Origin of the sequence: Vibrio sp. 10N.261.46.E11 (assembly GCF_041472735.1) — a bacterium.
GTDB lineage: Bacteria > Pseudomonadota > Gammaproteobacteria > Enterobacterales > Vibrionaceae > Vibrio.
This window is the reverse complement of record NZ_JBFRQW010000015.1, coordinates 1-26,399: the sequence shown is the minus strand read 5'-3', so window position 1 is coordinate 26,399 and position 26,399 is coordinate 1. Positions and strand designations below refer to the sequence as shown.

At 44.1% G+C, this 26,399-nt stretch carries 16 protein-coding genes and 2 pseudogenes; 16 read left to right on the top strand and 2 right to left on the bottom strand.

The window, feature by feature from the left end; translation table 11 throughout:
• Positions 1 to 110: 110 nt before the first annotated feature.
• The 10 genes from AB4407_RS04890 (at position 111) to AB4407_RS04845 (ending at position 16,313) form a co-directional block, all read left to right on the top strand.
• Positions 111 to 1,235 carry an ABC transporter ATP-binding protein gene (locus AB4407_RS04890; protein WP_372119203.1) on the top strand — a complete coding sequence of 375 codons (1,125 nt, stop codon included), beginning with the start codon at positions 111 to 113 and terminating at the stop codon, positions 1,233 to 1,235.
• A gap of 17 nt (positions 1,236 to 1,252) precedes the next feature.
• A complete protein-coding gene (locus tag AB4407_RS04885) occupies positions 1,253 to 4,624 on the top strand; it encodes a GH36-type glycosyl hydrolase domain-containing protein (protein WP_372119201.1) in 3,372 nt (1,123 codons plus the stop codon).
• A gap of 96 nt (positions 4,625 to 4,720) precedes the next feature.
• Positions 4,721 to 5,710 (top strand): LacI family DNA-binding transcriptional regulator, encoded by a 990-nt coding sequence (locus tag AB4407_RS04880; protein WP_050643224.1) that lies wholly within the window; start codon positions 4,721 to 4,723, stop codon positions 5,708 to 5,710.
• A 7-nt stretch (positions 5,711 to 5,717) separates the two neighbouring features.
• Positions 5,718 to 6,965 carry an extracellular solute-binding protein gene (locus AB4407_RS04875; protein WP_372119197.1) on the top strand — a complete coding sequence of 416 codons (1,248 nt, stop codon included), beginning with the start codon at positions 5,718 to 5,720 and terminating at the stop codon, positions 6,963 to 6,965.
• A 22-nt stretch (positions 6,966 to 6,987) separates the two neighbouring features.
• On the top strand, positions 6,988 to 7,863 hold the full coding sequence (locus tag AB4407_RS04870; protein WP_017077891.1) for a carbohydrate ABC transporter permease: 876 nt from the start codon (positions 6,988 to 6,990) through the stop codon (positions 7,861 to 7,863).
• A 2-nt stretch (positions 7,864 to 7,865) separates the two neighbouring features.
• On the top strand, positions 7,866 to 8,687 hold the full coding sequence (locus AB4407_RS04865) for a carbohydrate ABC transporter permease (protein ID WP_372119193.1): 822 nt from the start codon (positions 7,866 to 7,868) through the stop codon (positions 8,685 to 8,687).
• Complete coding sequence (locus AB4407_RS04860) at positions 8,687 to 9,172, top strand: hypothetical protein (RefSeq protein WP_372119190.1); 486 nt, start codon at positions 8,687 to 8,689, stop codon at positions 9,170 to 9,172. The genes AB4407_RS04865 and AB4407_RS04860 overlap by 1 nt, the downstream gene beginning before the upstream one ends.
• Positions 9,173 to 9,175: 3 nt before the next feature.
• A complete protein-coding gene (locus AB4407_RS04855; protein ID WP_372119188.1) occupies positions 9,176 to 11,332 on the top strand; it encodes a glycoside hydrolase family 3 N-terminal domain-containing protein in 2,157 nt (718 codons plus the stop codon).
• Positions 11,333 to 11,592: 260 nt separating this feature from the next.
• A complete protein-coding gene (gene hrpA, locus AB4407_RS04850; RefSeq protein ID WP_372119185.1) occupies positions 11,593 to 15,675 on the top strand; it encodes an ATP-dependent RNA helicase HrpA in 4,083 nt (1,360 codons plus the stop codon).
• 143 nt (positions 15,676 to 15,818) lie between these two features.
• Complete coding sequence (locus AB4407_RS04845) at positions 15,819 to 16,313, top strand: outer membrane beta-barrel protein (RefSeq protein ID WP_139684847.1); 495 nt, start codon at positions 15,819 to 15,821, stop codon at positions 16,311 to 16,313.
• Positions 16,314 to 16,487: 174 nt separating this feature from the next.
• On the opposite strand, the gene AB4407_RS04840 is transcribed toward AB4407_RS04845, so the two are convergent.
• Both AB4407_RS04840 and AB4407_RS04835 read right to left on the bottom strand, forming a co-directional pair.
• Positions 16,488 to 17,264 carry a hypothetical protein gene (locus AB4407_RS04840; RefSeq protein WP_372119281.1) on the bottom strand — a complete coding sequence of 259 codons (777 nt, stop codon included), beginning with the start codon at positions 17,262 to 17,264 and terminating at the stop codon, positions 16,488 to 16,490.
• Positions 17,185 to 17,961, bottom strand: a complete 777-nt coding sequence (locus AB4407_RS04835; RefSeq protein ID WP_372119182.1) for a hypothetical protein — start codon at positions 17,959 to 17,961, stop codon at positions 17,185 to 17,187. The genes AB4407_RS04840 and AB4407_RS04835 overlap by 80 nt, the downstream gene beginning before the upstream one ends.
• A 371-nt stretch (positions 17,962 to 18,332) precedes the next feature.
• Between AB4407_RS04835 and pheS the strand changes: the two genes are divergently transcribed.
• The 6 genes and pseudogenes from pheS to AB4407_RS04805 all read left to right on the top strand — a co-directional run.
• Positions 18,333 to 19,316, top strand: coding sequence for a phenylalanine--tRNA ligase subunit alpha (gene pheS, locus AB4407_RS04830; RefSeq protein WP_372119278.1), 984 nt, complete (start codon positions 18,333 to 18,335; stop codon positions 19,314 to 19,316).
• Between the two features lie 18 nt (positions 19,317 to 19,334).
• Complete coding sequence (pheT, locus tag AB4407_RS04825) at positions 19,335 to 21,722, top strand: phenylalanine--tRNA ligase subunit beta (RefSeq protein WP_372119179.1); 2,388 nt, start codon at positions 19,335 to 19,337, stop codon at positions 21,720 to 21,722.
• Positions 21,723 to 21,953: 231 nt separating this feature from the next.
• On the top strand, positions 21,954 to 22,697 hold the full coding sequence (locus tag AB4407_RS04820) for a TIR domain-containing protein (RefSeq protein WP_123297107.1): 744 nt from the start codon (positions 21,954 to 21,956) through the stop codon (positions 22,695 to 22,697).
• Between the two features lie 18 nt (positions 22,698 to 22,715).
• Positions 22,716 to 24,779 carry a P-loop ATPase, Sll1717 family gene (locus AB4407_RS04815; protein ID WP_123297105.1) on the top strand — a complete coding sequence of 688 codons (2,064 nt, stop codon included), beginning with the start codon at positions 22,716 to 22,718 and terminating at the stop codon, positions 24,777 to 24,779.
• 214 nt (positions 24,780 to 24,993) lie between these two features.
• A pseudogene (locus tag AB4407_RS04810) lies at positions 24,994 to 25,865 on the top strand (alpha/beta fold hydrolase).
• A gap of 298 nt (positions 25,866 to 26,163) precedes the next feature.
• A pseudogene (locus AB4407_RS04805) lies at positions 26,164 to 26,399 on the top strand (hypothetical protein); the annotation flags it as partial.

Here is a 26,399-nt window from a genome sequence, read left to right as displayed (position 1 = left end):
CATGAATTTGATAGCCCCACTTTTAACCCATTTACACTATTGTTTGGATATATCAGATAGGAAGGTCTGACCCAAATAGTGAGCGCATTTACAAATAGGAATGCAGAATCATGGCGAAAGTAACGCTAAAAAATGTAAATAAAGTCTATGAAAACGGCTTCCATGCTATCCACGATGTGAGTTTAGACATCAAAGATGGTGAGTTCATGGTGCTCGTTGGGCCATCTGGTTGTGCTAAGTCCACCATGCTGAGAATGGTAGCGGGTTTAGAGAGCATCACTGACGGTGATCTGATGATCGGCGAACGTGAATGTAATGACCTGCCGCCAAAAGATCGTGGTATCGCGATGGTATTCCAGAACTACGCTTTATACCCACATATGACCGCTTATGAAAACCTAGCGTTTGGCTTAGAGACAGCTAAAAAATCCAAAGCAGAAATTAAAGAACGGGTAACAAGAGCAGCAGAACTTTTAGAGATTACGGACTTACTGGATAGAAAGCCAAAGCAGATGTCCGGAGGACAGCGTCAGCGTGTTGCTTTAGGTAGAGCGATGGTACGTAACCCGGATGTTTTCTTATTCGATGAGCCACTCTCTAACCTAGATGCCAAGCTACGTGTGTCGATGCGTCGTCGAATTATTCGTTTGCATAACCAACTTCAAGAGTCTGGTAAACCTGCGACCATGATCTACGTAACGCATGATCAGGTCGAGGCTATGACTATGGGCGACCGTGTTTGTATTCTTAATCAAGGTCGTATTATGCAAGTTGATTCGCCCATGAATGTTTATCACCACCCGAAAAATAAATTTGTCGCAGAGTTTATTGGCTCTCCAGCAATGAACATGCTCGAAGGCACTCTGTTAGAGCAAAGTGGCAAAGTTTGCGTTCAACTCAATGAACACACGATTGAACTATCGCAGGGCCATCAAGAAAAAGCGAAGGCGTGGATAGGGCACCGTGTTCACCTTGGTATTCGTCCTGAGCACTTGTCTGTATCTGAACAGGCTCACCACCACACATTACCAGCAAAGGTTGAAGCGAAAGAAGAGCTAGGATCGGAAGTCTACTTACACGTCAACATCTTCGATAAGCCCATGGTTTGTAAGCTACTAGATACAGAACATACACCGGAAGTCGGCACTCACTGCCATATTCAACTTCAAGTCGAGAAATGCCACATCTTTGATGATGCTTCTCAAGAAAATATCCACTACACAGATTCAAAATAAGTTTGGAGTAAAGTTTTATGCACCACATTCAACCTGGACCACACATGAGCGTCGGAAGTGAAAGTCTGAACCTTACGTTCAACGCAGACGGCGTATTAGGCGCGATTCGCAGTGGTCGTTTAATGGTGTCTTTATTCGATACGCCTGACTCAGAAATGGCGATCTCGAATATATTTCTTCGTGTTAAGAGTGAAAGTGAATTCCAAGTTACACCATTGCTTTTTTTTAATGACAAGATTGAAACGTTTAAGCAGAGCGATGGTTCATTGCAATGGGTGACAACGACCGAAGATTTCGAAGCTGTCGTGTCGATTAGAACCGCTGATCATGCATTTTTCTATGATGTGAACGTTACTAACCTGTCGTCACAGCCGCTGACCTTCGATCTTATTTATGGTCAAGATGTCGGACTGGCGGAAGAGGGTGCGGTTAAAACCAACGAATTGTATTGCTCTCAATATCTCGACCATCAAATCTTTGAAAACGAGATGGGCTATGTGGTTTGTAGTCGCCAAAACTTACCTCAATCAACAGGTAATCCACGTATTCAACTAGGCTCGTTGTCGCCAGTTGTAGGTTTCAGTACTGACGGTTTCCAGTTTTTTGGTAAAGAGTTCAAATTGACGGGAGAGGCTGTAGCACTACGTTTGCCTAAGCTCGAAAATCAAAAATACCAATATGAAATGGGTTATATCGCGCTCCAGAGTGAAGAGTTCACGCTGGAAGCAGATATAGCCAAAGAGGTGGTGTTCTATGGTGTCGTAACACCAGATTTTCCTACATCAAACGCTGGTGAATCGATTGAACTGGCCAATGTTATCGCTCAACGATCTGAACTTGCATTTTCGGAAGAGATGGAACGTGAGCCTTTATCTTGTGTGCACCAACCTAAAGGCGAGTACTTGCAGGGCGAAAAGCTGAGCAAGAAAGAGATCACAGAGTTCTTCGGTGATGATCAAACCTTCGCAGACGTTAAAGATGGTGAACTACTTTCATTCTTCTATGGCGAAAGCAAATACGTGACGTTGCCTGAAAAAGAGAAGCATCTAGAGCGTATGACAGGTCATGTGATTGCGTCGGGTAATAATCAAGATTACCAGCAGTCTATCATGAGCTCGACACACTATATCGGCGGTGTTTTCAACTCACAGCTGACGCTTGGTAATACCTCATTCAATAAACTATTGGGTGTGTGCCGTAACCCGTTAAACCAATTCACTCATGCAGGGCAAAGAGTGTGGGTTGAAGTGGAAGGAACCTACCGCGTATTGGGCATGCCTTCGGCTTACGAAACTGGCCAAAACTATTCGCGTTGGATCTATAAACTACTTGGTGGCTACCTAGAGATCGTTTCGTTCTCTAGTGCACAAAACCCAATGATCCAGCTGGATATCACTAAGCATGGCATCGAAGATCCACTTTCAATCAAAGTGTCACACCAACTTGTTTTCGGTAATAACGAAGGTGAAGGCAGTGTAGATATTGTAAGAGGTGGCGACCTGTTCACAATGACAGGCAAGAACGAACTGATTGAACAGTTCATGCCACAGCTGAGCTATGGCCTTGCAGTGTCAGGTTTAGATGTAACAGCTGAAACGATCGGGCGAGCGGATTCTGATTCAGTGGAGTACTTGGTACTGAACGGTTCTCTTGAAAGCCATTGTTCTATCGCGATTGGCGGTAAGACGGGCGCGCTAGACACTACCGCACAATTTATGATATTTGAGGCGGAAAGTGATCAATACCAAAAAGGCATTCAATCATTGACCAAAGGATTCAATGTCGATTTCAGCGAAGATAACGGAAACAGTCAGCGTATCAATACCTGTTTGAACTGGTTCACTCACAACGCGTTGGTTCATTACTCAACGCCACACGGCTTGGAGCAATACTCAGGCGCTGCATGGGGTACGCGCGATGTGTCTCAAGGCCCATTCGAACTGTTTATGTCGATGCAGGAATACGCAAAGGCAAAAGCGGTACTAGAAGAGATCTACAGCCACCAGTATCAAGAGACGGGTACTTGGCCTCAATGGTTCATGTTCGACCAATACGCTACTATCCAACAAGAAGAAGCGCACGGTGACATCGTTGTATGGCCGCTCAAAGCTCTAGCTGATTACCTAAATACCACGGACGACATCAGTATTCTAGATGTTGAACTGCCGTACACGTTAGCAGAAGAAGGTTTTGTAAAGAGCGAAAACAACTTCACTTTAATGCACCACGTACAAACTCAAATTCAGCATATGCTTGATAACCTTGTCCCAGGTACATCGCTCTCTTGCTACGGAGATGGCGACTGGGACGATACGTTACAACCAGCGAATCAATCACTGCGTGAGAACATGGTGAGTGGTTGGACAATTCCACTAACGCTACAAGCGCTTAAATGTATGTACCAAGCACTTAAAGGCAGCGCACATCAAGACTACGCCGTTTCTTTGATGGAATTGGCTGACAAGATGGAAAGCGATTATCACCACTACTTGATTAAAGATGGTGTGATTGCTGGCTTTATCCACTTCGATCGCGATGAAGAGGGTAGCGTTAAGCAAATCGAACACTTGCTGCACCCATCGGATAAAAAAACGGGTATCAGCTACCGACTATTGCCAGCAAGCCGCTCAATCATTTCAGAAGTGTTTGACCCAGAAATGGCAAGCACTCACATGGACATCATTAAGCAAAACCTTGTGCACCCTGACGGTGTTCGCTTGATGGACAAAATGGCCGAGTACAAAGCGGGTAAGCAGAGCTACTTTAAGCGCGCAGAACTGGCAGCCAACCTTGGACGTGAAGTGGGTCTTCAATACTGTCACGCTCATATTCGATTCATTGAAGCGCTGTGTAAGTTGGGCGACGCGGAAGCCGTATTCGACAACCTTTACAAGATTATCCCTGTGGGTATTCAAGACCATGTGCCAAATGCTGAGCTTCGTCAGTCTAACGCGTACTTCTCAAGTTCAGATGCTAAGTTCAATGACCGTCCAACGGCTTATGACAACTTTGACCAAGTGAAGAACGGTGAAGTTGCAGTGAAAGGTGGCTGGAGAATCTACTCAAGTGGTCCAGGCATCTACGTTAACCAACTTATCTCTAACGTATTTGGGGTGCGATTCGCGAAGAACGATCTCATTCTTGACCCGGTTATATCTCCACGAGTTGGGCAAACGAAGATTCAGTTCGAGCTTGATGATAAGCCGGTTACCTTGGTTATCGACATGGTAGATAGTTCACATACACCGAAATCTATCTCGATAAATGGCGAAATGGTTCCATTCGAACTCACTGAGAACCGCTATCGCTCTGGTGGTGCGAAGATCTCACGTAAGTGGCTACTTCAGAGATTAAGTAGTGAAGAAAACACCCTTCATATCTCCCTTTAATAACCTGTTGGGCTCAGCGATGAGCCCAACCCATAAGGTTGAGTATGAGAACGATTCAAGGTGTGAAGAGCTAGGCCCCTAAAGGAAATAAGTGAAATGAAAGTGACCATTAAAGACGTGGCTAAAAAGGCTAATGTCTCCATCGCAACCGTTTCGTATGCAATGAATGATTGCAATCGCGTCAGTGAAAAAACGCGACAGCATGTTCTTAATATTGCTAACGAGATGAACTATGTCGCTAACACTAACGCCAAGCAGTTGAAGCAGCGTCGTAGCTATGCCATCGGCCTGTTTCTAAACAACTGGTTTGGCCCGATTTACAGTGAGCTTGTTAAAGGGATAGAGAAGGTATGTCACCAACGTGGCTACGATCTCGTGGCTTGTAGCATGTATGGAAACGAAGACTCTACGGCCCACAAGTACATTCGAGATCGCGTCGTTGATGGGGCGGTGGTGTTGACCAATTCATTTGATACGGAGTTCCTAAAGTCGGTCGCGGGCCCGGATTTTCCTATGGTGGTTTTAGACCGAGAGTTAAGTGCTCCAGGCATCTACAACATCCTAATCGACAACTTTGGTGGAGCGTTCAGTGCAACCAAAGAGTTGGTGCTCAAGGGTTGCAAGGACATCTACTTCTTCACTGGACCTGACGACTCATACGATAGCAAAAAGCGATTAGACGGCTATATTTCCGCTTTGGGGTATTTCAATCTACCTGTCAAAAATCATCATTTGATAAAAAGCGACTTTACCGAAAAGACCGCTTACAAACAGATGAAAGACATACTTGAACAAGGACGTAGGCCTGATGCCGTATTTGCTGCCAATGATGAAATGGCGATTGGCATACTTCGCGCAGCTAAGCGTTATGAAATAGATATTCCCAACGAAATGAAACTTGTCGGCTTTGACAATATAAGAATGGCAGAGTTAATGATTCCAAGTTTATCTACCGTTACTCATGAAAAAGAGGGAATGGGGGAGCTAGCAGCATCAACATTGATCAATGCTCTCGATGATAAAACCGAAAAATTACAAGCATTAACGATTTTGCCAACCTCCTTAATTTTACGTGAAACTCTGTAGGATAGTTATGAAAAAGTGGTTGATTGGATGTGTGCTCGCATTAAGTTCGCAGATCACACTCGCAGATAATACCCGTATCGAAGTCATGACCCCAGTAGGTAATTACATGGACTTTGTCCGTTCTGAGTTAGTTCCTGAGTTCAAAAAAAGATACCCAAACGTAGATGTTGTTGTTTCAAATGATGAAAATTTAGAGACTCGTATGGCAGCAGGTGATGTGCCGAATCTCTATGCTGGAGTCTTTGGCTATCAACCTGCGAAATACGCAAAGATGGGCAAGCTAGCTTATTTGGAGCAGTTTGATGGGTTCAATGAAATGGTTGATAGGATTGACCCAGTTTTTATGCAAAAAAACTACGGTAGAAACTACTACATCCCTTGGAATGCAACAACGACATTGATGCTCTACAACAAAGAGTTGTTCATCGAAGCGGGCTTAGACCCAGAGAATCCACCTCAAACATGGAATGAATTCTTACACGCGGCTGAAAAAATTAGCCAACTACCTCCACGAGCAGACGGCAGTCCCGTGTATGGCACGGTTTTTTGGAACGAAGCGCTATCGTGGGGAAGTTGGTATTGGAGCATGTTGGCTCAGATGTACTACAACTTCAACGATGGCCAATACGGCCTGCTTAATCGTTTTGGCACCAATCCTACTTTTGATAGAGAAGAAGCTAATTTAGCCCTGTTCTTGGAAACTATGGCTAAAGCGCAACAGTTCGCACCTCTAACAATGGAGAAGAACTTTTTCTCACGCACCATAGGCATGTGGCCCCAGTTTGGCTTTGGTTGGAAAGCCAATCTAACGGAAGCTGCGGGTAAGCCGATGGTTGTCGGACAAGATGTAGGTCTAGCTAAGATCCCAACACTCAACAAAGGTGGCACGTCGTATTCAACCTTAGACGGTCGAGCTTTAATGATCTTCAAAGACAGCGTAGAGAAAGAGCGATTATCTTGGGCATTTTTGGAGATGATGATGGAAGACGAGGTCAACCACAAAGCCAATAAGGCGTTGGGTCAACTTCCTACATTGATTTCTCTAAAAGACAGACCTTACTACAACACGCCTGAAGCGAAACCTTTTGTTGAACAACTGCCAAACGCCAAACTGAACGAACCTTTCGCGCTGTCATCAGACATGGCTGGAGTCATTCTAGAGCAGTACTCAAAGGCGGTAGTGAAGCAGGATGTTTCTGCCGAGAAAGCGGTTGAAGCGGCGGCGAAGCAAGCTGAAAAACTCATTAACGAATAGTGTGATAGGTCTAAGTGAAACTATGAAAAAAGATAACCTCATAACCGGCTACCTGTTCCTTGCACCATGGATTGTGTACTTTGCGGTCTTTTTGATTTACCCGTTTTTCTTGTCGTTCGAGAGTAGCTTTCTAAGCGTAAACATCTTGATGCCAGAGAACACTAAGTTCATCGGTTTAACCAACTGGATTACAGTGGTGACGGACTTCTTGTTCTGGAAGTCGTTGTTCAATGTGGTGTTTAATCAAGTCATCTTTGTCTCATTGAGCTTTGTGATTGGACTGGGTTTAGCCTTATTACTTAACGAGATCAAATTCTTGTCGAGTATGTTTAGGACAATCATGTTTATACCTGTGGTGACCTCGATTACTGTTGCGATGATTATTTTTGATTTCGTGTCGAGTCCTTCGGGCCCTATTCAAAACACCATGGTTGGTGCCAGCCTTCTTTCAGAGCCTGTGTTCTGGAAATTTGAAGAGTGGTTACCAATGCCGATCATTGCGGTATTCAGCGCCTGGAAGTGGTTTGGTGTTCAGATGATCATTTTCCTCGGTGGCATCGCAAGTATAGACAAATCTTTGTTTGAAGCCGCTGATATTGATGGTGCATCGTGGTGGCGTAAGACCAAGAAAATCACTTTGCCGATGATCATGCCGCAGATCGTGTTTGTGATGACAATGAACATTATCAACGGCTTGCAGATGTTTATCGAAGTGTTCATGAACTTCGACCTAAACGGCGGGCCTTATCAATCGGCACTCACCCCTGTACTTTACCTCTACCAAACCGGTTTTGAGCAGATGAAGATGGGTGAAGCTTCAACCATTGGCTTAATGCTCGCTTGCGTAATTTACCTGCTGACGATGATGCAGTTAAAAATCACCAGTAAGGAAGATTAATCATGAATGCTGATAAGAAAAAAAACCTACTGATTTATGGCACACTTTTGATTGCCGCTCTTATTGTGTTGTATCCATTTTTTTACATGGTGATCAACTCATTTAAGACCGGGCCAGAGATCATGCACAGCCCAAACAGCTTGCCGAAAGAGTGGTCGTTCGCGGGTTACATCAAGGTATTTGATTCGGTCAACTTAGGAAGAGTGTTCTTCAACACCATCTTTATCTCAGTAACAGTAACGGTATTGAACACACTGTTCTCGTCTATGGTCGCGTACTCGATTGTGAAAACCAACCTACCTGGTCGAGAGTTTTGGCTGAAAGTAATTCTTGGCTCGATGATGATTCCGGCGATTTTGTTCACTATCCCAACCTATATGATGATGTATGAGTGGAACTGGATTAACACCTACCGTGTGCTGATCATTCCGGGTGCCATAAGTGCATACAACATCTTCTTGATGGTGCAATTTATGAAGCAGATTGACAACGCGTACTTGGAAGCAGCACGAATTGATGGCGCTAGTGAACTACGTATCTTCTTTAAGATCATTTTACCTATGATGCGACCTGCATTGGCGACAGTCGGAATTCTAACCTTCATGGGTGCATGGAACGACTTTATGGGGCCACTGCTTTATGTGCGCGACGAATCACTCATGACACTTCAACTCGCACTCTATAACTTTAAAACCGAAGTACCGGGTACCAACTTAGAACAATTGTGGGCGATGACTACCATGATTGCAGTACCTGTTGTGATTGTCTTTTTCTGCCTACAGAAGAACTTCATCAAGGCATTTACTGGCGTAGGGGTTAAGTAATGAAAGTATCGACAGGATATAAATTGTTAGCGTTGGCCTCGGTTATCTTTATCGCATATGGCTCCGCCTGGCTGAGAGCTTACTCACTATCGGAAAACTACTTTGCATACGCAGAGCAGCAATACAAAAAAGGTGAGCTGGTAACAGCGTTAAAAGGGATGAACAAACTCGAACTCAGAATTGAAGATGAGTATTTAGGTGGCTACCAGCAGGTGATTGAAACTTGGCGAAGCGCAACGCTTGGTCCTAAACCAGACGCTTACTATCAGTCATTGGAAAAGCCTGTATTGATCATTGAGCAATTAAACGAAGAGCAGTTAATGGCCTTTATTGAAATCTACGTGCAGCTTGACTCTCGTTATGTGCCGAGTGCTGCCGATCAACTGCGATATCTTGCAAAACAGTCGGGTGAGGACGCGTTATATCAAGAGATGACAGAGTTCTTAGCGGAAGCCTTCCCACGTTACAAAATGAAAGAGATTTAATTGATGGCCTTGTACAAAGACAGCTTCGCAACTTACGAAGGCAGAGCGGAAAACTTATTGTCTCATATGACACTTGCCGAAAAAGTGGGTCAGCTTTGCCAATCTCCAATGTTGGACTACGACGACAATAAGCAAGAGTATTTGATGAAAGTGGAGCAGGGTGCGTATGGCTCGCGCATCCTTGCTGACACAGCGTGGGCAGGCAATGCTCTGGGTGAATCGGTTGATCCGCATCAGCTCAATGAGATCCAAAAGGTGGCGATGGAAAAAAGCCGCCTTGGTATTCCCATAATATTCGCTCGTGATGTGATTTACGGCCAAAAGACGGTGCTACCAATTCCTCTGGCTCAGGCATGTTCTTGGAACCCCAAGTTGGTTGAAGAAGCTTATGAGTGCATTGCTGCAGAAGCGGCATCGCTAGGCATTAACTGGACTTTTGCGCCGATGCTCGACATTGTTCGAGACCCTCGTTGGGGCAGAGTGATTGAGAGTTCAGGTGAAGATCCGTACTTAACCAGTCAGTTTGCTAAATCAGTAGTGAAAGGTTTCCAAGGTGACGACCCTTCACAACCCAATAAGCTGGTGGCGTGCGCCAAACACTTTGTTGGTTACGGAGCGTCAGAGGGTGGTCGCGACTACGACACCACGGAATTGAGCGATAACACCTTACACAATGTGCATTTGCCGCCGTTTACCGCAGCAGTCGAGGCAGGCGTTGCAACAATGATGTCTGGATTTAACGACCTTGGTGGTACACCGGTAACCGGATCTCGCCCATTAATTCGAGACTGGCTCAAAGGCGAGCAGAAGTTTGATGGCATGGTCGTCAGTGATTGGGGCTCTATTTCGGATCTTGAATATTTCCAAGTTGCGAAAGACCCATCTGATGCGGCGCTAAAAGCGCTATCTGCGGGCGTTGATATGGCGATGACTCACGAGGCATATGAAGACACCCTTGAAGAGCTGGTAAAAAGTAACCCAAGCTTGCAAGAGTACCTAGAAGAAGCTGTTTATCGTGTACTGCTTACCAAGTTCCGTGCAGGTCTTTTTGAACGGCCGTACATCGACCCTGAACTGCATAAAAGCGTGCTGGGTCTAGAGGAACATAAGTGTAAAGCGCTAGCTCTTGCTGAAGAGAGCATGGTACTGCTTAAAAATGATCGTGATCTGCTACCGTTAAACTCACAAGGCTTAACCATTGCAGTCATCGGTCCTCATGCTCATTCACAAAGACCACACCTTGGTTCTTGGTGTCTTGATGGCAATGCCGATGACGTTGCTACGATCGCTGATGGCATCCAAGCAGCAGGGCCAGAGAATAATGTGATTACTGATTCAAGCGTATTTAGTGATGACATGATGGAATGTGCTCATCGTAGTGATGTAGTGGTGCTGTGCGTTGGTGAAAGCCATCGTCGAACTGGAGAAGCGCGCAACATCGCCGAGCTTGTGTTGCCACCGGGTCAAGAAGAGTTGATTGAGGCAATTGGTAAAACGGGTAAACCTCTGATTGTGGTGCAGTGTACTGGTAGACCTGTACCGTCTCCTAAGGTTGAGCAATACGCCCATTCGTTGGTTTATGCATGGCAAAGCGGTACAGAGACAGGAAGCGCAGTCGGTAACTTACTGTTTGGTCACAGCAATCCGAGTGGTAAGTTGACCATGACGGTGCCAAGAACGACGGGTCAAATACCGATGTATTACGGCCGCAAGCCGATTGGCAAAATGAGAGCTTATCAAGAGTACATGCCATACAAAAATGAGCAAGATACACCGCTTTACCCATTCGGTTTTGGCTTGAGTTACTCTCAGTTTGAATATGGTAAGTTGACGGCTGTGACATCTGAAATTGCTGAGAATGAGAACCTGATTGTTGAAGTTGAGGTAGAGAATGTATCTGAAAGGGCAGGGCAAGAAATCATTCAATGCTATATCTCACGTAAGGTATCTTCGACGACTCGCCCTCAACGAGAGCTTAAGGCGTTTGCCAAGTGTCATTTCGAAGGGCATGAGAGCAAAACGGTTAGGCTTGAGATTGATGCTGAGGATCTGAAGTTCTACGGTAGCCAAGCATACTTTATGTTTGAAAAGGGAGAAGTGGATGTGTTTGTTGGTGGAAGTAGTTTAACAATGAACTCAGTGACGGTTCACTTTTTGTAAGGCATTTGGTCAAGCTACAATAACTTATCTAAACTAAATAGCTCGTTTGACGTAAGTTGTTAAAATATAGGAAAAGAGATTGGCTCATATCAATCTCTTTTTGTTTGTAAGAGGTTGTGATGTGAGTGCAAGTATGTATACCAACTAGGGCCTGAGCTTCGATAATTTAAACAACTCGTCGAAGCGGCTTTCCATTCTATACTCTGGCTCACTTGTGGTACAATCGCGCGAGTTTAATAAGTACAAGAATAGGACACGCTGTGACTTCGTCTCCGGAAAAAGCAGACCAAAATAAGCATACTGCGAATAAGCAGAACCATGACGCGAATTCAAACGCGACATCTGACTCCTCTGCTAATCAAGCTAATCAAGCTAATCAAAACCCAAAACAAAACCAAAAATCAAAGCAGCAAGCTCCCAAGACTAGCGCATCTCAAAATAGCCCAGCCTCTCTTCGTAAGGCCTTAAATGAGTGCATGATGCGCGATCGCTTCCGTTTGAGTAAGCGAATTGCTGGTGCGAGTAAAATTAAGAACGAACAAGCTAAGCACGCTGTCTTTGATGAGATTGCGTTAGACATTGCTAAGTCAATGATGACGGCAACTCAGCGTGCTGCGCAAAAACCAACGATTGAATACCCAGAAATTCTCCCTGTTAGCCAAAAACGCGACGACATCGCGAAAGCCATTGCTGAAAACCAAGTGGTTATCGTGGCAGGTGAAACGGGTTCGGGTAAAACCACTCAGCTACCAAAAATCTGTTCTGAGCTTGGCCGTGGTCGCTTTGGCCTAATTGGTCACACTCAGCCTCGTCGTCTTGCGGCGCGTTCGGTTGCCAACCGTATTGCGGAAGAGATGGAAACGCAGTTGGGTGAGTTCGTTGGTTATAAGGTTCGATTCAACGACCAGATTTCTGACAACACACAAATCAAATTGATGACCGACGGTATTCTACTGGCGGAAATTCAACACGACCGTTTTTTAAACCAGTACGACACCATCATCATCGATGAAGCGCACGAACGTAGCCTGAACATCGATTTCATCATGGGTTACCTGAAAGAGTTGCTACCAAAGCGTCCTGATCTGAAAGTGATCATCACGTCGGCAACCATCGATCCAGAGCGTTTCTCTAAGCACTTCAACAATGCGCCAATCATTGAAGTGTCTGGCCGTACTTACCCAGTAGACACGCGTTACCGCCCATTAGGTGGTGATGAAAGTGATTCAGATCACGACCAAATTGAAGGCATCTTTGAAGCGGTTGACGAGCTGTGTGATGAGGGGCTTGGCGATATCTTGATCTTCATGAACGGTGAACGAGAGATTCGTGATACCGCAGATGCATTGAGTAAACGCAACCTTCGTGATACTGAAATCGTACCGCTTTACGCGCGCCTATCGGCAGGTGAGCAGAACCGAATCTTCCAGTCTCATACTGGTCGACGCATCGTGCTGGCAACCAACGTAGCAGAAACCTCGTTAACCGTTCCGGGCATCAAGTATGTTATCGACCCGGGTACGGCGCGTATTAGCCGATACAGTTATCGTACCAAGGTACAGCGCCTACCGATTGAGCCAGTATCTCAAGCGAGTGCTAACCAGCGTAAAGGACGTTGTGGTCGTGTTGCGGAAGGTATTTGTATTCGCTTGTACTCAGAGGAAGATTTCGAATCACGCCCAGAGTTTACTGACCCAGAGATCCTTCGTACTAACCTAGCATCGGTTATCCTTCAGATGACAGCGCTAGGCCTCGGCGACATTCAAGCGTTCCCATTTGTTGAAGCGCCCGATAAGCGCAACATTCAAGATGGTGTAAGGCTGCTTGAAGAGCTTGGTGCGATCGCAACAGCGGAACCGGCTGCGAACAAAAACAAGAACCAAGGCGATGACAAGAAGAAGCTCACCGCGATTGGCCGTAAGCTAGCAAAACTGCCTATCGATCCACGTTTAGCGCGTATGGTGATTGAAGCGCCACGTAACCGATGCCTACACGAAGTGATGGTGATTGCGTCTGCGTTGTCGATTCAAGATCCGCGTGAGCGTCCATCAGACAAGCAACAATCATCTGATGATAAGCATAAGCGCTTCTTCGATAAAGAATCTGATTTCATCACGTTTGTGAACCTTTGGGATTACGTTAAGCAGCAACAAAAAGCGCTGTCGAGTAACCAGTTCCGCAAGCAGTGTAAGCAAGATTACCTGAACTATTTACGTATCCGTGAATGGCAAGATGTGTACTTCCAAATTCACCAAGCAATGCGTGAATTAGATACCAAGCTGAATACAGACCCGGGCAGCTACGATGGCATTCACATCTCTCTGCTATCAGGTCTGCTTTCGCACATCGGTATGAAAGACCAAGAGAAGAATGAGTATCAAGGTGCACGTAACGCTCGCTTCCATATCTTCCCTGCGTCTGGCTTATTTAAGAAACAGCCTAAGTGGATCATGTCTGCTGAGCTGGTGGAAACCTCAAAACTTTGGGGCCGTGTTATCGCCAAAATTCAGCCTGAATGGATTGAACCATTAGCGAAACACTTGATTAAACGCAGCTACAGCGAACCTCATTGGTCGAAGAAACAAGCGGCGGTAATGGCACACGAAAAAGTGATGCTTTACGGAATTCCAATCATCCCGAAACGTTTAGTGAACTATGGTGCGATTGACGCAACCGTCAGCCGTGAGCTGTTTGTACGTAGCGCCCTTGTTGAAGGTGAGTGGGAAACTAAACATGCCTTCTTCAAGCAGAACCGTAAGCTTCTACAAGAAGTGGAAGAGCTTGAGCATAAGTCTCGTCGTCGTGACATCTTGATCGACGATGATGAGCTGTTCGATTTCTACGACCAACGTGTTGGCGAAGAGGCGGTTTCAGGTCGTCACTTCGATACATGGTGGAAGAAGACTAGCCAGAAAACACCGGAACTGCTGAACTTTGAAAAGTCGATGCTGTTCCGAGGTGATGCTAGCCACGTTACTGATTTGGATTACCCGAACTTCTGGCACCAAAACGGTATCAAGCTGAAGCTGAGCTACCAATTTGAGCCGGGCGATGACAACGATGGTGTAACGGTACACATTCCGCTGCCTATCTTGAACCAAATAGACCAGAACGGTTTTGATTGGCAGATCCCGGGTTTACGTCAGGAACTGGTGATTAGCCTCATTAAGTCGTTACCAAAAACGCTACGCCGTAACTTTGTGCCTGCGCCAAACTATGCCGATGCGTTCTTGGCTCGTGTTACGCCGCTTGAAGCGCCGCTGTTGGATTCTCTTGAGAAAGAGCTACGCCGCATGACCGGTGTGGAAGTAGTACGTGATGACTGGAAGTTAGACCAGATTCCAGAGCACTTAAAGGTAACATTCCGTGCTGTGGATCATCGCAAGCGCAAACTGAAAGAGCAAAAAGACCTGCATGAGTTGAAAGAGAGCCTGAAAGACAAGGTTCAAGAAACACTTTCTAAAGTGGCAGACGATGACATTGAGCAGCAAAACCTGCATACGTGGAGCTTTGGTGAGTTACCAAAAGTCTACCAGCAGAAACGCGGTGGCTATGATGTTAAAGCCTTCCCAGCGCTGGTGGATTCTAAAGACAGCGTAGAGATCAAATTGTTCGAAACCGAACAAGAGCAGATCTCGGCAATGAAATCGGGTCAGCGTCGTTTAATCCTGTTGAACGTGCCATCGCCGATCAAATACCTGCACTCTAACTTGCCGAACAAATCTAAGTTAGGCTTATACTTCAACCCATACGGACAAGTACTCGATCTTATCGATGACTGTATTGCTTGTGGTATTGATAAGCTGATTGAGCAGAAGGGCGGCATAGTTTGGGAGCCAGAGCAGTTTGAAGCTCTAAAAGAACACGTACGTGCAGAGTTGGATGACACAGTTGTTGAGATTGCTCAACAGGTTGAAACCATCTTAACCACGGCATTCGCCATCAGTAAGAAGCTGAAAGGGCGTGTGGATCTTTCAATGGCATTTGCGCTTTCAGACATTAAAGCTCAAATAGAAGGTTTGATTTTTAAGGGGTTTGCCACAGAGTGCGGCTGGAAACGTCTGCCGGATATTCTACGCTATATGAAAGCGATAGAGCGCCGAATGGAAAAACTGCCGATTGACCCGAACAAAGATCGCCTTCATATGATTAAAGTGGACTCTGTAATGAATGATTACAAAGAGCTGCTGAATAAAATTCCAAAAGGGATCGCGGTTCCAGAAAATGTAAAAGAGGTGCGTTGGATGATAGAAGAGCTTCGTGTAAGCTTCTTCGCACAGCAACTCGGTACACCTTACCCAGTGTCAGATAAGCGTGTTAAAAACGCGATTGATGCTTGCTAAATGAATAAAGCTAGACGCAATGGCAAGGTTTGGGTATAAATCTTGCTTATTGCATTACTAATTGAATAGTTATTACATACAGGGCGACTTGGTGGCAATTCATTACCACGCAAGGCCTGCCAACAGGACGAAAAAGGTCGAATATGAAAAAAACGTTATTGGCTCTAGCACTGCTAGGTGCATCTTCAACAGCGATGGCTGATTCTTGGTTGTACGGCGGCGCAATGGGTGGTCAAAACTCATTAGGTAATAAAGAAGAGACAGCAATGGGTATCCACGTGGGTACGGGCATTCTCCCATTTATTGGTGTTGAAGCGGGGTACTGGGATCTAGGTTCTTTCGACAGTGTTAAATACGGCAACCAAACACTGACTAAACTAGACGCAAGCACGACTTACCTAGCAATCAAACCAAGCATCGATTTTGGTCCTCTTCACGTGTACGCGAAGGGTGGTCTTCACTCTTACGAGCTTAAAGCGAACGGCTTCAAGCAAGACGAAGTTGATATCATGTACGGTGTAGGCGCAGAATACTTTATTTTTGGTCCACTATCTGTAGGCGCTAGTTACCAAACCTTCAACATGAAAGATGATAACTCAGGTGTTTTCACTCTAAACGCAACTATCCACCTACTGTAATTAATCAGTAAGGCGATCGTAAATAGCGGTCGGATAATTGTTTGATGGGTTAGTAAAACTCATAAAAAATGCCAGCTTGATAGCTGGCATTTTTGTATCTATTGACCGGGTAATCTTTACGGTATTTTCTGACCGTAGACCGTAGACCGTAGACCGTAGCAGTAAAGCGAACGGCTACTTTTTACTGTTTAGAATCTTCTGGATTCTTGGGTTAATCGCTTTGCCGTGTTGGCTTTCGTACTCTTCGCGCTTCAGATCGTTTAAGTTCTTCACTGAGTTAGCGGCAAGAAGGAATTGCGGCAATTCTGTTTCTAGCATGCCTTTCTCATCTAAACGTTTTGCTTCCAAATAGTACTTCTTAAACAGGCCATCAAGCTTGTTTTCAGCGGTACGCTTTAAGTCGTACAACTTGTTTTGGATAAGCCATTTTTCAATCTTGTTGACGGCTGTGCGAGACAACACACGAATGCGGCTATCAAGCAGCTCTTCTTCTGTTAATGAATCCTTTAGAATCCAAAGCTCACCCATTTGCGGAGGCCAACTGTTGCCTAGTTGAATACGCTCATGACAATGCATTAGCACGCGGTTAAGGCCGTCTGAGTCTACAGAGTGCGCAAACTCAAGAAACTTTCCGCTTGGCTCACTACCGTATTGGTATTCCCATTGAGTTTCGTAGACGCTCAAGAAAGAACCGAAAACATGGATACACCAATCCGTCAGCTCCAACTCTGCGGGATCTTGGTCAACAACAGGCACTTGTTGAGACGAACCCGTGCTTGCAGCACTGGGTGTCGCGACTTCAGTGCTCTGTGCTTGAATCACTTCAGGTACTACTGAGCCCGTAGAGTCAGGAGCAACAGGTGAAGCTGGCTCAGAAGGTTGGCTTTTTGCCTTTTTGAATGAGCTGCTGCCTGAAGCGTTCAGATGGGCTAAGCTTTTGTCGATACCCATTTCCTTGAGCTTGTCCTGCATTTCCTGAATATTGAGAGGTCTTCTGCTGTTGTTGTCTTTCATTTTGCTTCTCGTTAACTAACCAGTACTGCAACTTGGATTCGATGCGTGATATTGGCATTAGTTCATTGGCTTTGGCTTTATACCAGAGGACAAATTTTTTCCATACTAAACTATGGTCACCAGCAAGGCCGGAGAATTTAAACGCACGTTCCGCCCATGTTGGAATGATCTCTTCATCCAAATCATGCGTTGAAACGGTGTTGTTGTTCATTGAGCCTCTGCCTTGTGGGCGAGGGGCATGTTGCATTGGCGCCGGAGCAGGCTGAAACTTAGGTGCAGGTGCAGGTGCAGGTGCAGGTGCAGGTGCTGTAGAGTAGACCGGAATACTATTGGCCGGTTGAACCTCAACGTGCGCTGCAGCTTGCTCTTGCTCAATGAGCATTTTGAAAACGTGAATCTCTTTTTGATCTCGATAATCTACTTTCACCTTATCGAGAAAACCTTGGTCGACTAAACACTTAAGACAGTCGGCTAAACCAAACGTAGAGAGAGCACAAAGTTGACCTGCTGTCTGTAGGCACACATTGGTGTAGCCGAATTCGTCAGCACCGTCTGCAAGCATCAATAAAACGAGCTTTTCTGCTGGGCTAGAAGTATTCACTTGCCAAGCTAAATAAGAATATTTGGCGCTCAATATCGTGTTCTCAAAAAAGGTAAGTCGTTGGCACTATTGTAAGTCACCCCTTACCGAATTTATAGCAACTTAGAACAAAAGGCTTACGCTCGAGTGAAATTTAGTCACGGACTTTGGCCATTCTATCTTTTTGTCACGATTCGCTCGCGCAAATTACGATTATGCTAACGACTTTTTATGAATTTCGGTTTGATTTTGCTGATTTGAATGAATTTCTGATTCCTAGCGTTAAATTTGCCGTGTTTTTAGGCAATAACTTGTTCTTTTAGCGATTCAATTTGGCATTGGATGCGTGTTTGATTACTATGTGTAGCTATCTAAAAAAACTAATCATCCGATACGGACACTACCAACTGGTAGATGAGGAAATGATGCAACATCTAGAAGAGATCATTGCTAATGCAACGACTGCTATTGATACAGCAGATTCGTTAGTCGCACTTGATGAAGTGCGAGTTCAGTATTTAGGTAAGAAGGGTGAACTAACCCTTCAACTACAAAGCCTAGGTAAACTTCCACCTGAAGAGCGTCGCACTGCTGGTCAAGAGATCAACAAAGCGAAAGGTGCTGTTCAACAAGCGATCGCAGCTCGCAAAGACGCACTTCAACGTGCAGAGCTTGAAGCGAAACTAGCTGCAGAAACTATCGATGTGAGCCTACCAGGTCGTCGCATTGAGAACGGTGGTCTTCACCCAGTTACTCGCACAGTTGAGCGTATCGAACAGTTCTTTGGTGAGCTTGGCTTTAGCACTGAGTCTGGCCCTGAGATCGAAGATGCATTCCACAACTTTGATGCACTAAACATCGCAGACGATCACCCAGCTCGTACTGATCACGATACTTTCTTCTTTAACCCTGATCTAATGCTACGTACGCACACTTCTGGTGTTCAAATCCGTACGATGGAAAACGGCAAACCGCCATTCCGCTTCATTGCTCCGGGTCGTGTTTACCGTAACGACTACGATCAAACTCACACGCCAATGTTCCACCAAGTGGAAGGTATGTTAGTTGATGAGAACGTAAACTTCGCACAACTTAAAGGCATTCTTAACGATTTCCTTTGTAACTTCTTTGAAGAAGAAGTTGAAGTGCGTTTCCGTCCTTCATTCTTCCCGTTCACAGAACCTTCAGCTGAAGTTGACGTGAAACGTAAAGATGGCAAATGGCTAGAAGTTCTAGGTTGTGGCATGGTTCACCCTAACGTACTTCGCTCTGTTGGCATCGACCCTGAGAAATACTCTGGTTTTGCATTCGGTATGGGTGTAGAGCGTCTAACGATGCTTCGTTACGGCGTAAATGACCTTCGTGCGTTCTTCGAGAACGACCTTCGTTTCCTTAAACAATTCAAGTAATCCGGGGCAGTCAAAACTATGAAATTCAGTGAATCTTGGCTACGCGAGTGGGTTAAACCTGCAATTAACAGCGAAGAGCTAGCTCACCAAATCACTATGGCTGGTTTGGAAGTTGACGATGTAGAACCTGTTGCGGGTGTTTTCACCGGCGTTAAAGTAGGTAAAGTGGTTGAGTGCGGTCAGCACCCAGACGCAGACAAACTACAAGTTACAAAAATTGATATCGGCGAAGAAGAGCTTTTAGACATCGTTTGTGGTGCATCTAACTGTCGTCTTGGCCTAACTGTAGCAGTAGCAACAGTTGGTGCAGTACTTCCTGGTGACTTCAAAATCAAGAAAGCAAAACTACGTGGCGTTCCATCGCACGGCATGCTTTGTTCTTTCTCTGAGCTAGGTATCGACGTAGAGTCTGACGGCATCCTTGAGCTGCCTGAAGGCACAACGCTAGGTATGGACGTACGTGAGCTTCTTGAGCTAAACGACGTAACTATCGACGTAGACCTAACAGCAAACCGCGCAGATTGCTTCAGCATCCGTGGCCTTGCTCGTGAAGTTGGCGTACTAAACCGCGCAGACGTTACAGAGCCAACAGTTGAAGCTGTTGCAACAAGCATTGAAGACACAGTATCTGTTGAAATCAAAGCAACTGATGCTTGTCCACGTTACCTTGGCCGTGTGGTTAAGAACGTAAACGTGAAAGCGGAATCTCCAATCTGGATGCAAGAAAAACTGCGCCGTTGTGGCATCCGTTCAATCGACCCAGTTGTAGACATCACAAACTACGTGATGCTAGAGCAAGGCCAACCAATGCACGCATTTGATCTAGCTAAGATCGAAGGCGGTATCGTGGTTCGTCTAGCAGAGCAGGGCGAAAAGCTAACACTTCTAGATGGCAACGAAGCTGAACTAAACAGCAACACGCTTGTTATCGCTGACCACAACAAAGCACTAGCAATCGCTGGTATCTTTGGTGGTCAAGATTCAGGTGTGACTACTGAAACAACAGACGTACTTCTTGAAGCGGCATTCTTCGCACCGGATCACATCCGTGGTCGCGCACGTGCTTACGGCCTTCACACTGATTCTTCTCTACGTTTCGAACGTGGTGTTGATTCAACACTACAAGCAGCAGCAATGGAGCGTGCAACACAGCTTCTAGTTGAAATCTGCGGCGGTGAAGTTGCGCCAGTAAACGGCAGCGAATCTGAAGCTGATCTTCCTAAAGCAAACGTAGTTGCTCTACGTCGCGCTAAACTAGACAGCCTACTAGGTCACGAAATCCCATCTACAGACGTAGTGGAAATTCTTACTCGCCTAGGTTGTGAAGTTGAAAGCACTGACGCTGGCTGGACGGCAACGTCTCCATCTTGGCGTTTTGATATCGCAATCGAGCAAGACCTAATTGAAGAAGTAGGTCGTATCTACGGTTACGATAACATTCCAAACCAAGCGCCTAAAGCGGCACTTAAAATGAATGACCATAAAGAAGCTAACCAACCGCTTAAGCGCGTTCGTGACCTTCTTGTAGACCGTGGCTACCACGAAGCAATCACATACAGCTTCGTAGAACCAGAACAGCAAAAACTTGTTGTACCTGGTGTTGAGCCGCTAATCCTGCCATTCCCAATCTCTGCGGACATGTCAGCAATGCGTCTTGGCCTAATCCAAGGTCTTCTAAACACAGTTGTTCACAACCAGAAGCGTCAACAGTCTCGCGTTCGTCTATTCGAATCAGGCCTACGTTTCATCCCTGAAGCAACGGCTGAAAACGGCATGCGCCAAGAAATGATGCTTGCGGGCGTTATCTCTGGTACTCGTGGCGAAGAGCACTGGGACATTGCAACTAACACTGTAGATTTCTTCGATCTTAAAGGTGACCTAGAAGCCGTTCTTGAGCTTTCTGCAAACGAAATCGCATACAGCTTCAAAGCAGCGAAGCACCCAGCACTTCACCCAGGTCAAACTGCGGCTATCGTAGTAGACGGCAAAGAAGTGGGTATCATTGGTACTGTTCACCCAGAACTAGAGCGTAAGTTTGGTCTTAACGGCCGTACTATCGTATTCGAAATCGAATGGGCAGCTATCAACACTCGCGTGCTTCCAGAAGCAGTAGCCGTATCTAAGTTCCCTGCAAATCGTCGTGATATCGCAGTAGTTGTTGACGAAGCAGTTGCTTCTGGCGACATCGTAGAAGCGTGTATCGCTGCTGGTGGCGAATTCCTAACAGGCGCTAAACTGTTCGACGTATACGTTGGTCAAGGCGTTGAAGAAGGTAAGAAGAGCCTAGCGATCGCACTTAGCCTACAGTCTGTAGAGCGCACACTTGAAGATGCAGACATCGCTGGTTCAGTAGATGCTATCGTAGCTTCAATCTCAGAGAAATTCGGCGCAGCACTTCGCGACTAATCTCTTCTGATAGATAGAAAAACCAAAGGCCTCGCATTGCGAGGCCTTTTTTTTATTCGAAATCATGTGCAGTTTATTAAATCAAACATCATTTAAAGTTACCAATCATGGAACATGCTCAAAGAAAGCGTTGTTAGATCAAATTCAAACGACTAAGTAATAGAATAAGTATTTTGTTGTAGTAATATCTATGGCATTGATATTACATGCATATTATATGAGTCGTTAATAATGGATAATGTAACAAAGCTATTTATTGGGTCTTCGGTTGAGGGACTAAAAATTGCGGAGTCAGTCAAATCACAGCTTGAGCATAGTTGTGTCAGAGCTGAGATTTGGACTCAGGGAACATTCAAAGCTAATGGGTATCCGCTAGAGCAATTAGAAAGCGCCTTAGAAAAATACCAATATGGTTTGTTTGTCATGACTCCGGATGATCTAGTATCAAGTAGGGGAGAGCAGTTTAATGTTGCGCGAGATAACGTATTACTAGAGCTAGGGATGTTCATAGGCCGCTACGGTAGAAGTAATTGTTTCATCTTAGTTCCTCGTGGAGAAAGTGCCCCTAGAATGCCAAGTGATTTAACAGGTTTTAATACCGTAGATTATGATCCCTCTTGGGCAAGTGAAACAGGTTCTATGGATGCTGCACTTGGTTCTCCAGTACGATCCATCAAACTGGAAATCGAAAAATCTTTGAGCGAACAAAGCAAAACTATTTCTAGCTCACCTGGTAATGACAATAGCTTGAAACAATTAGAAGAAGTACAAAATACAATTTTAAAACTGCTTTTTTCTGTTCCGAATGGTACTAAATCAAATATGATTGTGGACTATATGTCTATTGATAAAAGCTTATGCTTATACCATATAGATCAACTTGCCGAGAATAGTTATGTCAATAGTCTAAATGATGAAACATTCGTCATAACAGATAAAGGGCGTAAACAAGTAGTTGAAGTTATTGGCCTATAATTATTAAGTAGAGAACGTATGAAAGGTAATATACTTGGTGACATTAGAGCCGAACATGATACTAATATGTTAGAAACGTCATTTTGGCAAACTACAGAATATAAATCACTCTTAGAGTCATATGACAGGTGTATTATTGTCGGTAGACGAGGAACAGGCAAAAGTGCTCTCGTACATATGTTGTCTAAACACTGGCAAAAAAGGCCCCGAACCGAAACGTTGATCATTACTCCTGTAGAAGAGCAAATAATAGGTCTGAGAGATGTATTAAAATTGTTCGGAGATAATTATTTACATGTAAAAGCTGGAAGCAAGCTTGCTTGGAGATATGCTATTTATATGGAAGTAATTACTGCTTTAGCAAATCACTATAAACTGAAATCGCACCTAGATATAAATAGCATTCAATCTCATTTGTTAGAATGGGGGCCAAAGAAAAGAAATATAGCAAGTAAAATCAGAAGAAAATTATTAAGCATTTTGAATTCTGATGATCCAAATAAATCTCCAGAATCAAGGATTGCTGACTTATCTGATTCGTTTGACCTTGAGTTATTAGAAGAGGTAATACTCGAAGCTACTGAGAAAGGAAATTTTCAATTTGTTTTGTTTGCCGATAAACTAGATGAAGGTTATACACCAGACGATTTAGGTGTTGCTATTGTTGACGGTTTTATTCAATCTGTCATAGACATTAAGCATTGTTTAGATGATAAAGTAATTGCGTTTGCATTTGTAAGAGATAATATTTATCGAGCAATATCAAAGAATGATCCTGACTTTACGAGAAATATAGAAGGTCAAACTCTCAGAATACATTGGGATGAGTATAATTTATATAATCTTGTTTGTAATAGGTTGAGGTCAGCGTTTAATAATACCACTGAAAACAACACTAAAGTTTGGAACTCATATACTTCGGATGAACTAAGAACTGTAAAAGGTTTTAGGCTTGCATTAAAGTTAACACTCTATAGGCCAAGGGATATTCTTGTTTTACTAAACGATGCATTTCTTCGAGCGGGTAGTCAAGATAGAGACAAGATAATATTAGATGATATCGATGCTACAGCAAATGTAATATCTAACAATAGATTGATAGATTTACATAAAGAATACGAAACAGTATTCCCAGCGTTAGATATTTTCACTTCATGCTTTAGAAATATTCCAGCTGAAATGTCGATATATGAGGCTTCACAGTTAGTAGAGCAGGTGTTAGAAGATAAGGATATTTCAGATAAGTTAATAATCCAAGATATTATTCTTTCAGATAATCCCAAACAAATTATACAAAGGTTGTATAGCGTCGGTTTTCTAGGTATTTATAATGAAAAGTCTTCCTCTTATGTTTTCTGTCATGATGGAAAAGATCCGGAACGTAGCTTTTCCGATGAATCTAAAGTGTTAATTCATCCATGTTACTTACTAGCTTTAGGATCAAACAGTATGGACATGACTCTGAGTGACGCTGAAGATATTCACGATGAGTACGATATTGAAGTAAGCTCTGCTGATAAAGAGTTTAGGAAACAAAAAATAGGCGCATTAATATCAGAACTTAATAGTATTCCTGAAAATGTTGACGAAAGAAGTGATTTCAATCAATGGTTATTGAAATCAATGAAGATTTTGTGGGCATCAAATCTGGTTAATATGAAGTTGATTGATAGAAATGGTTTTTCAAGTATTCTGACGAACAATGTTGCTAATAACAGTGTTTGGAAGTTAATCTTAGAAAAGTATCACTGCAACGAAATATTATTCGATGTTCATAACAAGAGTGTTTTAGAGAAGAAAGATTACATGGATCTTTCCGTTAGAACTTGCTCTTTAGGTAACAAATTAGCATTTATAGTAAGCCGTGATACAAATAACAATATATCAAAAGATACAGAGTTGAAGTGGGTTAGGGAAATATACTCTAAATATGGTTTGGTTATAATTAAATTGTCATCTAAGTTTGTTGAAAGGCAATTATCTAAATCGAGAAGCCCTCAAAAACATGATGATATAAATAAAGAAGTGAATAAGCTAATAAACCAATACAATAATATGTGGTTATCTAATAAGAGAAGGTGATATTATTTATATGATAAGCCGTTTCTTATAAGGAAATTTAACCATTGAAAATTAAGGCCCAATGTGGATTTGGGCTTTATCAGTGTTAAAGGTATAACTACCCACATTTTTAATGTCGTATCCTTGACCCGCCTAAAGCTTCACAGTTTATAGTGTCTATATTGATTGAGAGTGGCGCTTTCTGTGTTCCCTCCAAAGTAAGTAGAGATACACTATGAAACGCTTAATTTTAAACATCGCACTCTTGGTATTTATGGTTCTTGGTAGCATTAGTGCCATGGCTCATGATTCAACGGTTAAGTACGGTATCGCGATATCTCATGATGGTGAGCAAATTGCGTATGGCAAAAGTGGGAGTGGGGATACAGCACTGATCTTCATTCACGGTTGGAGCTTAGACAGTAGGCTGTGGCAAAACCAAGTGAGTGAGTTTTCGGAGCAGTACCAAGTGTTCACTATGGACTTAGCAGGGCACGGTAACTCATCGTTTAATCGCGAAGAGTACACCATGGTTGCGTTCGCTGAAGACATCAAAGCCGTCATCGAGAAAGAACAACTTGAATCCGTCATCTTAGTCGGTCATTCCATGGCAGGTGGTGTTATTGCAGAAGCCGCTAAACTGATGCCGAAAAGAGTGAAGGGGATTATTGGTGTCGATACATCACAAAACGTCGAACTAGCGGTTTCACAAAGCGACCTAGATGCAATGACCAAACCGTTTGAAGCAGACTTCCAAGCCGGCATTACTATGTTCGTGAAAGACTCGCTACCAAAAGACGTAAACGCAGATTTACTTTATTGGGTAACGCAAGACATGGCATCAGCACCGCCAGCAATCGCGATAAACCAGTTCCGCCATTATCTAGGTCAATACGTAACAGGCGAAGCCCACCGCGTGTATGAGAACGTGAATGTGCCAGTGATATTGGTTAACGCTCGCCTATGGCAACGGATTCAGAAGCGAACAAGAAACACATCAAAGATTACAGCATTTACTACATTGAAGACTCAGGCCACTTCCCAATGCTAGAGCAACCACAGCAGTTCAACACAACGTTGATGAAAGCGGTGAAATCAGTGAAGTAGGGCGCTGTAGTTGTTAAAGGATGAATGTAATCGTTGATAGATAAAACTAAGGCCTCGCGTGTGTGAGGCCTTTTTGTTCGTTGGAGGTTTTGCTAGCTACATTCATCTCAATTTGCGAGTAATGATCGCTTCGTTCACTCGTTTATGGTCCTTAAACGACGGCCTCATAGTTATATAAATGCTCTATCAACCACTCCTAGATACGTACTTAGTATCACTGTTATTAGTAAGGGCTGACCGAACCTAGGGGTGCTTTCTAGTGACAATCACTTTAACTATGTGTTTAGGACGTCCTGCTATGGCTAAGAAAATAATATTCATTCATGGTCGCGCTCAAAAGCCCGATAAAGATTCCCTTCAATCACTTTGGTACGAGGCTATAGAACATGGCTTACAGCGAGATTATGGAGACTCAAGTTCATTACAAGCTTTTAAAGATGTCGATAAACGGTTTGTCTATTACGGTGAACTATCAAACACATTGTTAGAGAAACCAACGGAAGACCCTGCAAGTCAGGGTGAGCGCATGAGTGA

Excerpts from the sequence above, each read along its gene's own strand:
- AB4407_RS04890 (WP_372119203.1), top strand. The coding sequence starts at position 111 with ATGGCGAAAGTAACGCTAAAAAATGTAAATAAAGTCTATGAAAACGGC.
- AB4407_RS04885 (WP_372119201.1), top strand. The coding sequence starts at position 1,253 with ATGCACCACATTCAACCTGGACCACACATGAGCGTCGGAAGTGAAAGT.
- AB4407_RS04880 (WP_050643224.1), top strand. The coding sequence starts at position 4,721 with ATGAAAGTGACCATTAAAGACGTGGCTAAAAAGGCTAATGTCTCCATC.
- AB4407_RS04875 (WP_372119197.1), top strand. The coding sequence starts at position 5,718 with ATGAAAAAGTGGTTGATTGGATGTGTGCTCGCATTAAGTTCGCAGATC.
- AB4407_RS04870 (WP_017077891.1), top strand. The coding sequence starts at position 6,988 with ATGAAAAAAGATAACCTCATAACCGGCTACCTGTTCCTTGCACCATGG.
- AB4407_RS04865 (WP_372119193.1), top strand. The coding sequence starts at position 7,866 with ATGAATGCTGATAAGAAAAAAAACCTACTGATTTATGGCACACTTTTG.
- AB4407_RS04860 (WP_372119190.1), top strand. The coding sequence starts at position 8,687 with ATGAAAGTATCGACAGGATATAAATTGTTAGCGTTGGCCTCGGTTATC.
- AB4407_RS04855 (WP_372119188.1), top strand. The coding sequence starts at position 9,176 with ATGGCCTTGTACAAAGACAGCTTCGCAACTTACGAAGGCAGAGCGGAA.
- AB4407_RS04845 (WP_139684847.1), top strand. The coding sequence starts at position 15,819 with ATGAAAAAAACGTTATTGGCTCTAGCACTGCTAGGTGCATCTTCAACA.
- AB4407_RS04840 (WP_372119281.1), bottom strand. The coding sequence starts at position 17,264 with ATGGGTATCGACAAAAGCTTAGCCCATCTGAACGCTTCAGGCAGCAGC.
- pheS (WP_372119278.1), top strand. The coding sequence starts at position 18,333 with ATGCAACATCTAGAAGAGATCATTGCTAATGCAACGACTGCTATTGAT.
- pheT (WP_372119179.1), top strand. The coding sequence starts at position 19,335 with ATGAAATTCAGTGAATCTTGGCTACGCGAGTGGGTTAAACCTGCAATT.
- AB4407_RS04820 (WP_123297107.1), top strand. The coding sequence starts at position 21,954 with ATGGATAATGTAACAAAGCTATTTATTGGGTCTTCGGTTGAGGGACTA.
- AB4407_RS04815 (WP_123297105.1), top strand. The coding sequence starts at position 22,716 with ATGAAAGGTAATATACTTGGTGACATTAGAGCCGAACATGATACTAAT.